The organism is Nocardiopsis suaedae, from assembly GCF_027706745.1.
GTDB classification, from domain to species: Bacteria; Actinomycetota; Actinomycetes; order Streptosporangiales; family Streptosporangiaceae; genus Nocardiopsis_A; species Nocardiopsis_A suaedae.
In genome coordinates this window covers 1-3,232 of sequence record NZ_JAQFWP010000131.1, presented here as the reverse complement: position 1 = coordinate 3,232, position 3,232 = coordinate 1, and the positions used below count along the sequence as shown (strand labels likewise).

At 72.8% G+C, this 3,232-nt stretch carries 2 protein-coding genes and 1 pseudogene; 1 reads left to right on the top strand and 2 read right to left on the bottom strand.

Translation table 11 applies throughout. From position 1 onward, the window contains the following. Nucleotides 1-52: 52 nt before the first annotated feature. Nucleotides 53-1,564 carry a type I DNA topoisomerase gene (gene topA / locus O4U47_RS31120; protein WP_270681581.1) on the bottom strand — a complete coding sequence of 504 codons (1,512 nt, stop codon included), beginning with the start codon at nucleotides 1,562-1,564 and terminating at the stop codon, nucleotides 53-55. Between the two features lie 203 nt (nucleotides 1,565-1,767). Between topA and O4U47_RS31115 the strand changes: the two genes are divergently transcribed. Continuing rightward, on the top strand, nucleotides 1,768-1,953 hold the full coding sequence (locus O4U47_RS31115; protein ID WP_270681580.1) for a DUF5703 family protein: 186 nt from the start codon (nucleotides 1,768-1,770) through the stop codon (nucleotides 1,951-1,953). A gap of 256 nt (nucleotides 1,954-2,209) precedes the next feature. On the opposite strand, the pseudogene O4U47_RS31110 reads toward O4U47_RS31115, so the two are convergent. Further along, nucleotides 2,210-3,232: pseudogene (locus O4U47_RS31110) on the bottom strand (hypothetical protein); the annotation flags it as partial.

Below are 3,232 nucleotides of genomic sequence, written 5' to 3'. Positions count from 1 at the left end.
GCCGCCCACCGAGATCGACACTCAGGCTGTCGGCGGCAGCGTCAGCTGTGTATTAGAGACAGTCGGACTTGAGCGCCTGGCCCTCCTCGACCGGGGGCAGCCGCCGCTCGCGGTCGTCCAGCTCGGCCTCGGGGTCGTCGGCGCCCTCCACGTAGGCCTTGAGGAAGCCGTGGAAGGTGATGATCTTGCCGGTGGCGGTGAACTCGGCCTGCTCCCCGGCCGAGGAGGCGCCGCCCACCTTGACCGTCACCGACTCGCCCACCGCGTCCTTCATCTGGGAGGCGACGGTGCGCTTCCAGATCAGCTCGTAGAGCCGGTACTCGGCGCCGGAGAGCCCCGTCTGCGCCGGGGTGCGGAAGGTGTCCCCGGCCGGACGGACCGCCTCGTGCGCCTCCTGGGCGTTCTTCACCTTGCTGGAGTACACCCGCGGCTTGGACGGGACGTGGTCCGCGCCGTACAGGCGGGTGGCCTGGTCCCGGGCGGCGGCCACGGCGCTGTCCGACAGCGTGGTGCTGTCGGTGCGCATGTAGGTGATGAAGCCGTTCTCGTAGAGCCGCTGGGCGACCTGCATCGTCTGCTTGGCCGACAGGCCCAGCTTGCGGGAGGCCTCCTGCTGCAGCGTGGTGGTGCGGAACGGGGCGTACGGCGAGCGCTTGTAGGGCTTGCGCTCCACGGTGCGCACCGCGAAGTCGGAGCCGGAGAGCCGCTCGGCCAGGGCTCTGGCGGCCTGCTCGTCCAGGTGCAGCACGCCCGAGGACGAGCGCAGCTCGCCCTGGGCGGTGAAGTCGCGGCCGACCGCGACGCGCGAGCCGTCCACCGACACCAGGTTGGCGGTGAAGGTGCCGGGGCCCTCGCCCGAGGCGCCCAGGGTGTCGAAGACCGCCTTGAGGCCCCAGTACTCGGCGGAGGTGAAGGCGATCCGCTCGCGCTCGCGCTCGACCACCAGGCGGGTGGCCACCGACTGCACACGGCCCGCCGACAGCTTCGGCATGACCTTCTTCCACAGCACGGGGGAGACCTCGTAGCCGTAGAGGCGGTCCAGGATGCGCCGGGTCTCCTGGGCGTCGACCAGGCGCAGGTTCAGGTCGCGGGTGTTCTCCGCGGCGTGCCGGATGGCGTCCCGGGTGATCTCGTTGAAGACCATCCGGCGCACCGGGACCTTCGGGGCCAGCTCCTCGCGCAGGTGCCAGGCGATGGCCTCGCCCTCGCGGTCCTCATCCGTGGCCAGGTAGAGCTCGTCGGCCTGGGCCACCAGCTCCTTGAGCTTCTTGACGTGGGACTTCTTGTCGGTGTTGACCACGTAGATCGGCTCGAAGTCGTGCTCGACGTCCACCCCGAGCCGGGCCCAGGGCTCCGACTTGTAGCGCGCCGGGATCTCCGCGGCCTTGGTCGGCAGGTCGCGGATATGCCCGATGGAGGACTCGACGGTGTAGCCGGGACCCAGGTAGCCCGCGATCGTCTTCGCCTTGGCGGGCGACTCGACGATCACGAGCCGGTTCCCTCCGGTCGCCGTACCGGAGTCCTTCGAGCCGTTCTTGCCGGCGCTGCCCTTCTTGGGTGGCACGCTCTTCCCCTACGTCTCGCCTTGCGCTGTCTGTGCGGCCCGCCGCGGAACGCAGGCCGTCGGATCCCCCGCAACTGACGGTAACCGACGGGCCCGCGGATCGCTTCCCGGTCGGCGCGGCCCGGAGCCCGCTCCGGCCGCGGGCGCCCTCCGGGCCGCGGAGCCCGTGGCGCGAATCCTGCGGGAGTCGCAGAATAGGCGCAATGGTGGAGTACGAGTACCGGCAGATCGTCTTCCCGAGGGGGACGTCGCGCAGTGTGACGCGGCAGGCGTTGACCGACCACGCCGAGTACGGGCGGTGGGAACTGGCCCGTGTACGCGTCTACCGCGACGGCACCCGCAAGGTGACCGTCCGCCGAAGGATCATCCGACAGGTCCGCACGTTGTGAATTCCCTCACATTAGCCCCGGAGGGGACGCACGCCCCAACGGATTCGCCGGTCACGACGGTATACCGACGATCCCGGCCGGATGGCCGGTTCCGGCCGTGATCACGAACGCACGCGGCGAGCCCCCGCGGTAGGCCGCACGCCTCCGCGGGGACTCGCCTCGCCTTCGCGCCGCGGGCGGCGCCCCGGTCCCCCGCCTGTCCACCGCGTCTGTCGGAAACGGGGGTGGGGACGCGCCGCCGCGCGGCAGTCCGGTGCTACAGGCCCAGGCCCAGCCCCTCGGTGACGCCGCCGGCCACGCCGTCGGTCACGGAGGAGACCGGGTCCTTGGCCTCGCCCCCGGAGGGCAGGCCCGACAGCTCCGCGGGGGCCTCGGGGGCCTCCGCCGCGGGCGCCTCCACGGGCGCCTCGGGCAGCTGCTCGGCGCTCAGCGGCAGCGAGTCGGTGGCCGGCAGGTCCACCGGCTCGGGCAGCTCGTTGCTGAGCGGCAGCGCCTCGGAGCCGGGCAGCTCGGGCGCGGCCGGGGCGGCGGGCAGCTCGTTGCTCAGCGGCAGGGTGTCCAGCGGGGCGGGCAGCGCGCCGGAGTCGCCGGCCTCCTGCCGGGCCGAGGACGCGTCCGAGGTCCGGACCATCTCGGTCTCGCCGTGGTCGACCCAGGCGCCGGTGTCCTCAGAGGCGGCGGCGGCCGTGCTGGCGATCCCGGAGACCGCGTTGCCCGAGACGTTCACCGGGACGTCGGCGTCGACCACGCCCTGGTTGCCGCCCAGGACCGAACCGTTGCCCGAGGTCACGATGCCCCGGTCGTCCTCGTCCCAGATGAAGGCCCCGGTGTCCTCGGAGGTCGCGGCGGCGCTGCTGAGCACCCCGGCGACCGCGTTGCCGGACACGTTCACGGGCACGTCGGCGTCGCCGACGATCTGGTTGCCGCCGACCACCGAGCCGTTGCCGGAGGTGACGATGTCCTCGACCTGGCCGTGGCTCTGGTGCAGCACGGGCCCGGCGTCGACGCCGCCGCCCTGCAGGTGGGCCGGCTGGGCGGCCGTGCTCAGGGTGTCGACCAGGCCCCCGGTGCCGGGCGCGAGCTGGGAGAGGCGGTAGCCGTTGTCGCCGCCGTCCCCGTTGTCGCCGTTGTCCCCGTTGCCGCCGCCGTTCATGCCGCCGTCGGTCTCGTCGACGAACGCGCCGGTGTCCTTCGAGGCCGCCGCGGCGACCCCGCCGATGGCGCCGACCGCGTTGCCCGAGGCGTTGACCGGGACGTCCAGGTCCAGCACGCCCTGGTT

Excerpts from the sequence above, each read along its gene's own strand:
- O4U47_RS31115 (WP_270681580.1), top strand. The coding sequence starts at position 1,768 with ATGGTGGAGTACGAGTACCGGCAGATCGTCTTCCCGAGGGGGACGTCG.